Here is a 6740-nt window from a genome sequence, read left to right as displayed (position 1 = left end):
TTACTCGTTGACGGCGGTCTGGCGGTCCTGCTTCTCGACGATGCGGGCCGACTTGCCGCGCAGGCTACGCAGGTAATACAGCTTGGCGCGGCGCACCTTGCCGCGGCGCACGACCTTGATCGAGTCGATCATCGGCGACAGGATCGGGAACACGCGCTCCACGCCCTCACCATAGGAGATCTTGCGCACCGTGAAGCTCTCATTGATGCCGCCGCCGGAGCGGCCGATGCAGACGCCTTCATAGGCCTGCACGCGGGTGCGATCGCCTTCGACGACCTTGACGTTCACGATCACGGTGTCGCCAGGTCCGAAATCCGGAATGTCCTTGGTGGCGGACAGCTTGTCGTACTGCTCTTTTTCGAGCTGCTGGATCAGGTTCACGGGTAAATCTCCATCGGCGGCGCGCCCAGCTGCTACCCGCGGGCTGCGCTTGTTCCTGCCGTCACTTGCGGAATTGAGCGCTCCTATAAGGCAAAGCCGAGCGCTTGTCACCCGTCTGTCGTGTTTTTTGGCGTTTTTTGGCCGGTCCCGTTTTGTTCGTGGCGCTCCTCGGATCTCCTGGCCCAGAGGTCGGGACGCCTTGCGCGCGTCAGTTCCTCGGCGGCGGCGCGCCGCCACGCCGCAACCTTGGCGTGATCGCCCGAGAGCAGGATGTCCGGGATCGGCCGACCCTCGAACAGCTGCGGCCGGGTATATTGTGGGTATTCCAGTAGGCCGTCGGAAAAGCTCTCGTCGGTGCCTGACTCCTGTTTGCCCATCACGCCCGGCAGCAGCCGCACGCAGGCGTCGATCAGGGCCAGCGCCGCGATCTCGCCGCCCGAGAGCACGTAGTCGCCGATCGAGATTTCCATCAACTCGCGGGCTTCGATGACGCGCTGGTCGATGCCCTCGAAGCGGCCACAGATGATCAGCGGGCCAGGGCCGGCGGCGAGATCCTGGACCAGCGCCTGGGTCAGCGGCCGGCCGCGCGGGCTCATCAGAAGCCGCGGCCGGTCCGGCGCGATGCCGGCAGCATCGATTGCGGCGGCCAGCACGTCGGCGCGCAGCACCATGCCGGGCCCGCCGCCGGCCGGGGTGTCGTCAACGCTGCGATGCTTGTCGGTGGCGGATGCACGGATGTCGCGCGCCTCCAGCGTCCAAAGGCCTGCGGTGAGCGCGCGCCCGGCCAGGCTGACACCCAGCGGCCCCGGAAACATGTCCGGAAACAGGGTCAGGACGGTGGCGCGCCAAGGGGCGTTCAGCGCAGCGTTCAGAGGAGCCTTTGAAGGCGTCGGAGCTTCGGTCATGCCGCATCTGTTACGGCACGAGCGCGGTGAGATCGAGCCCCTGCATCATCGCCGCCGCCGCGATGGCGCGCGGGAAATCGGCCAGCGGAAATGTCGTGACGACGATCTTGCCGAGGTCAAGCAGGCCTTCGCGGGCGAGCGATGCCAGTTTGCCAGGGGCGGTCCGCTCGTACATGAACTGGCCGACCACCTCCCAATCATTCGCCAGCATCTCGCCGAACGATAATTCGAGCGGCACCGTGGCGCTGCCCATCAGCACCAGGCGCCCGCCGCGCTTGAGCGCGCGCAACGTCGCCAGCGTGGTGGAGGTGCTCTTGGCCTGGCCGAGCAGGTCGAGCGCGAGGTCGGCACCGCCGCCTGCGGCATGGCGGATGATCGCCGCATCTTTCACGGCATCGTCGCCGGCGACGACGGCAGGGATCACGCGCGCGCCAAACGCTTCGGTCAATCGCTCCAGCGCCTCGCGCTTGCGACCGACGGCAACCACCCGGGCGGCACCCATGGCGACCGCGAGCAGCACTGCGCCGGAGCCGAAATAGCCGGAAGCGCCATTGATGATCACGGTCTGGCCGCCCCGCAAGTTCAGTCGTTGCAGCCCACCGAACGGCACGATCAGCTTGGCGAGGCCGATCAGTTCCGTCGCCGGACGGTCATCGAGGCCGCCGAGCGGCGTGGCGCAGGCCGCGGGCCAATGCGCGATCTCCGCAAACACGCCGTCGCGCCAGCGCGCCTGCAAACCGAGCGCGGCCTCGGAGTTGCCCATGCTGGTCAGGCCGATCAGGATCTGCGGCGGCTCGGGGTCCGGCACGTCGGCGCGCAGATGCGGGCTCAGGAACACGCGGTCGCCTGCGCTGACATGGCCGACATTGTCGCCCGCGGCAATCACGCGCGCGATCGCGTTGGTGCCGGGCACGAACGGCATCGGCGGCAAGGCATAGGGCAGTGTGCCTGCGACCACCTTGTTGGTGTAGGAGAGCACCATGGCGGCTTCGACCCGGACGATCACGCCGTCCGCGGCGGGTATCGGCGTCTCCACCTCGTCAAGGCGAAGATCATTCGGGGCGTGCAGGCGCCAGGCTTTGTGCGTCGTCATGCGCGTGCTCCGATTTCACCGTCAGCGCGGATTATAGCTCCGATGTCGTCCCGGCCAAGCCAACGGGTCCGCGCGAATGCGCGGCCCGATGACAGGCTCCGCGCGAGCCGGGACCCATATCCACCGGCTCATGTGGCAAAGGCGAACCGTCGCTCCAGCCTTCGCAAAACGAAATCCTGTGGTTATGGGTCCCCGCTTTCGCGGGGACGACGCGCGGAGAGCGTGGAGTCAGTCGGAACTTCCTGGCCGCCATCATCATCCTGATCGCGCTCGTCGCCCTCGATCTCCGCCGGCAGCTCGATCAGGACGCGGCCGCTTGCGAGGTCGACCGTCGGCACCACGGCGTTGGAAAACGGCAGCATGATCGTGCTGCCCGACGGTGGCGCGATCTCGATGATATCACCGGCGCCGAAATTATGGATCGCGATGACGCGCCCGAGCGGTTCGCCGGCGGCGGTCTCCGCGGCCAGTCCGATCAGGTCGGCGTGATAATATTCGTCGTCGTCGGTCTCGGGCAGCCGGTCGCGCGGCACATAGAGCTCGAGGCCGTTGAGCCGTTCGGCCGCATTGCGGTCGGCGACGCCTTTGATCGTTGCGACCAGATGATCTTTTGCTTCGCGCGCCTTCGCCACTTCGAAGCTGCGGCCGCCATCCTTGGTGGTCAGCGGACCATAGTGCAGGACGGCGAGCGGATCCTCGGTGAAGGTCCATAAGCGAACCTCGCCGCGCACGCCGTGCGCGGCGCCGATCCTGGCGACGCAGATCTTCTGGGACATCAGCGGGCCTCGTCCTTCGCGACGCCGCTCCGCGGCGCCTCAGAACGAGACGCAAAATCCTCATGCCGAGGAGCACGGCGCAAACCGTGCACCTCGAAGCGTGAGGCCGTGCTGTTCAAGGCGACTTAGCCCTTGGCGGCGGCTTCGGCCTGCGCCTTGCGCTCCTTGCGCGGCACGGCCTTTTCCGGGTTGTTGCGCGCTTCGCGCTTCTTGACGCCGGCGGCATCGAGGAAACGCGCCACGCGATCCGACGGCTGGGCGCCCTTGGCGAGCCAGCTCTTCGTCTTCTCCATGTCGAGCTTCAGCCGCGCCTCGTTGTCCTTCGGCATCAGCGGATTGAAATGGCCGAGGCGCTCGATGAAGCGGCCGTCGCGCGGAAAGCGCGAGTCGGCGACGACGACGTGATAGACCGGGCGCTTCTTGGTACCGGCGCGCGCGAGGCGAATGACGACTGACATAAGGTTCTCCTGAGTGTCGTTTGGTCGATTGGTTTACGCGTTGAGTGAGGACGTCATTCCGGGGCTCGCGACTTCGTCGCGTCCCGGAATGACGAACGGAGAGAGGAGCGGATCCTCATTTCTTCTTCCCCGGAGGGAGGCCGAGGCCGGGCAGCATCGGCTTGCCGGACAGGCCGGTGAGGCCCGGCAGATTGGGCAGTCCACCGCGCAGACCGGCGGGCAGATCCTTCGGCAGGTTCGGCAATCCGCCTGCCGGCAGGCCGCCCGGCATCTTCTCGGCAAGCGCCTTCAATTGCTCGGGCGACGGCGTCGGCATGCCGCCGCCGAAGCCCATCGCCTGCGCAATGCCGGCCAGAGGCCCGCGCTTGCCGGAGCTCATGGCCTTCATCATGTCGGCCATGTTCCGGTGCATCTTCAAGAGCTTGTTGACCTGCTCGACGTTCTGGCCGGAGCCGGCGGCGATGCGTTTCTTGCGGCTGGCCTTCAGCAGGTCCGGATGCTTGCGCTCCTCGCGCGTCATCGAGTCGATGATCGCGACCTGGCGCTTGATGATCTTGTCGTCGATGCCGGCAGCCGCGATCTGGTTCTTCATCTTGGCGATGCCGGGCATCATGCCCATCAATCCGCTGATGCCGCCCATCTGCGACATCTGCTGGAGCTGCTCGCGCATGTCATTGAGGTCGAACTGACCCTTGCGCATCTTCTCGGCGGCGCGAGCGGCCTTTTCGGCGTCGATATTGGCTGCGGCCTTCTCGACCAGCGAGACGATGTCGCCCATGCCGAGGATGCGGCCGGCAATACGGGAGGGATAGAAGTCCTCCAGCGCATCGGTCTTCTCGCCGGTGCCGATCAGCTTGATCGGCTTGCCGGTGACCGCGCGCATCGACAGCGCGGCGCCGCCGCGGCCATCGCCGTCCACCCGCGTCAATACGATGCCGGTCAGGCCCACGCGACTATCGAACGCGCGAGCCAGATTGACCGCGTCCTGGCCGGTCAGGGAGTCCGCGACCAGCAGCACCTCATGCGGATTGGCGACCGCTTTGATCTCGGCCGCCTCCTTCATCATCTCTTCGTCGAGCGTGGTGCGGCCGGCGGTGTCGAGCAGAACCACGTCGTAGCCGCCGAGCTTGCCGGCTTCCAGCGCGCGGCGGGCGATCTGCGCGGGCTTCTGGCCCTCGACGATCGGGAGCGTTGCGACCTCGAGGTCGCGGCCGAGCACGGCGAGCTGCTCCATCGCGGCGGGACGGTAGACGTCGAGCGAGGCCATCAGCACCTTGCGCTTGTCGCGCTGGGTCATGCGTCGGGCGAGCTTAGCCGTCGTGGTGGTCTTACCGGAGCCCTGCAGGCCGACCATCATGATCGGCACCGGCGGCACGGAGTTGAGGTCGATGGTCTGGCCGTCTGCGCCGAGCGTGTTCACCAGCTCGTCATGGACGATCTTGACCACCATCTGGCCGGGGGTGACCGACTTGACGACCGTGGCGCCGATCGCCTGCTCGCGCACGCGGTCCGTGAAGCTTCTGACAACTTCGAGCGCGACGTCGGCCTCAAGCAGCGCCCGGCGGACTTCGCGCATCGCGGCATCAACGTCGGCCTCCGACAGGGAGCCACGTCCCGTCAGCCGATCGAGAATGCCGCCAAGCCTTTCCGACAGATTGTCGAACAATGCCGTTATCCTTTGCCCTTTCGAGGCGCCCGTTAGTTTTTCGTCGTCATGCCCCGCGCAGGCGGGGCATCCAGTACGCCGCGGCACCTCGGGTCAAGCCGCGCCGTCTCGGAGTACTGGATCACCCGCCTTCGCGGGTGATGACGGCTTGCCTTGTTTCGGCAGATAATGCCGAAACCCGATCGTCCAAACACTTTCGCGCCCGAGGGCGCACAGCGCTGTCGGGCGTTGACCTCCGGTCTCCAGGACCAGTCGGTGGCTCGAAAAGATGAGACTTTTCGATAAAGAGGCCGCCTTAAACCCTCAAGCCGGCGAAAAGTCAAGGAAACTTGCATTTCGGCTCGACATTGCCGGACCAGGAGCGGCGCCTTACCTGTTGCCGGACCTGAGGTATTCCGACTGTTGCGGGGATGAGATTGGCGCGCCGTTCCAAGACCTATTCCGGTCCGATCACCGATCATTTCGATGGCAAGCGCTTCTACGATCCCGACGGCGCCCCGCCCAAGTCCCTGTCCCATGTGCTGCGCTGGCAGTTCGACGAACGCCGAAAGCGGGCGAAATGGCCGGCATGGGCACCGAGTCCGCACGCGGATACGCCGCCGGCACGGGTCAATGGCGGCAGTGTGCGCCTGTCCTTCGTCGGGCATGCGAGCTGGCTGATCCAGACCGCGGGGCTCAACATCCTCGTCGACCCCGTCTGGTCGGAACGGGTCTCGCCCTTCACGTTCGCCGGGCCGAAGCGGCACAACGATCCCGGCATCGCCTTCGAGGCGCTGCCGGACATCGACATCGTCTTGGTGTCGCATGGTCACTACGACCATCTCGACATCAGGACGCTATCACGGCTCACGGCGAGGTTCGCCCCGCGCGTGGTCACGCCGCTCGGCAATGATCTCGCCATGACGGCGCGGATCCCGAAGATCCGCGCCGAGGCCTATGATTGGCATGATCGTGTCACCCTCAACGAGGAGATCGCGGTGACGCTGGTGCCGACGCGGCACTGGACGGCGCGCGGCATCTTCGATCGCAACATGGCGCTGTGGGCGAGCTTCGTGTTGGAGACTCCGGCGGGCAGGATCTACATCGTCTGCGATTCCGGCTACGGCACGGGGGCGCATTTCCGCCGTGTCGCGGAAGCGCATGCGCCGCTCAAGCTCGCGATCCTGCCGATCGGCGCCTACGAGCCGCGCTGGTTCATGCAGGACCAGCATATGAACCCCGCCGACGCCGTGCAGGCGCTAAGGGATTGCGGCGCGGACGCCGCGCTCGCGCATCACCACGGCACATTCCAGCTGACCGACGAGGCGATCGACGCACCGGTCCACGCGCTGCAAGCGGCGCTGGATGAAGCGGGCATTCCGCGCGAGCGGTTTGCGGTGCTGAAGCCGGGCCAGGTGGTGGAGATTTAATTAGGTCGCGAGATCTAAACAGGTGTCGTCCCGGCCAAGCGAAGCGCGAGCC

Annotated in this window: 7 protein-coding genes; 1 reads left to right on the top strand and 6 read right to left on the bottom strand. The window is 66.3% G+C overall.

The window, feature by feature from the left end; genetic code table 11:
- The 6 genes from rplS to ffh all read right to left on the bottom strand — a co-directional run bounded on the left by rplS (nucleotide 1) and on the right by ffh (nucleotide 5279).
- Nucleotides 1–381, bottom strand: a complete 381-nt coding sequence (gene rplS, locus BRAS3843_RS32205) for a 50S ribosomal protein L19 (protein WP_008973398.1) — start codon at nucleotides 379–381, stop codon at nucleotides 1–3.
- A gap of 107 nt (nucleotides 382–488) precedes the next feature.
- Nucleotides 489–1286 carry a tRNA (guanosine(37)-N1)-methyltransferase TrmD gene (trmD, locus tag BRAS3843_RS32200; RefSeq protein ID WP_008973397.1) on the bottom strand — a complete coding sequence of 266 codons (798 nt, stop codon included), beginning with the start codon at nucleotides 1284–1286 and terminating at the stop codon, nucleotides 489–491.
- Between the two features lie 10 nt (nucleotides 1287–1296).
- On the bottom strand, nucleotides 1297–2379 hold the full coding sequence (locus tag BRAS3843_RS32195; protein WP_008973396.1) for a zinc-binding alcohol dehydrogenase family protein: 1083 nt from the start codon (nucleotides 2377–2379) through the stop codon (nucleotides 1297–1299).
- A 182-nt stretch (nucleotides 2380–2561) separates the two neighbouring features.
- Nucleotides 2562–3155, bottom strand: a complete 594-nt coding sequence (gene rimM, locus BRAS3843_RS32190) for a ribosome maturation factor RimM (RefSeq protein ID WP_008973395.1) — start codon at nucleotides 3153–3155, stop codon at nucleotides 2562–2564.
- 125 nt (nucleotides 3156–3280) lie between these two features.
- Nucleotides 3281–3613: a 30S ribosomal protein S16 gene (gene rpsP, locus BRAS3843_RS32185; protein ID WP_008973394.1), complete on the bottom strand. Its 333-nt coding sequence runs from the start codon at nucleotides 3611–3613 to the stop codon at nucleotides 3281–3283.
- 115 nt (nucleotides 3614–3728) lie between these two features.
- Nucleotides 3729–5279: a signal recognition particle protein gene (gene ffh / locus BRAS3843_RS32180; RefSeq protein WP_008973393.1), complete on the bottom strand. Its 1551-nt coding sequence runs from the start codon at nucleotides 5277–5279 to the stop codon at nucleotides 3729–3731.
- Between the two features lie 416 nt (nucleotides 5280–5695).
- On the opposite strand from ffh, the gene BRAS3843_RS32175 reads away from it, so the two are divergent.
- On the top strand, nucleotides 5696–6688 hold the full coding sequence (locus tag BRAS3843_RS32175; protein WP_008973392.1) for an MBL fold metallo-hydrolase: 993 nt from the start codon (nucleotides 5696–5698) through the stop codon (nucleotides 6686–6688).
- Nucleotides 6689–6740 lie beyond the last annotated feature (52 nt).

This window comes from Bradyrhizobium sp. STM 3843 (assembly GCF_000239815.1).
In the GTDB taxonomy this organism is placed as follows: domain Bacteria; phylum Pseudomonadota; class Alphaproteobacteria; order Rhizobiales; family Xanthobacteraceae; genus Bradyrhizobium.
Note: the sequence above shows the minus strand (reverse complement) of the source record. Positions and strands in the feature narration are given on the sequence as shown.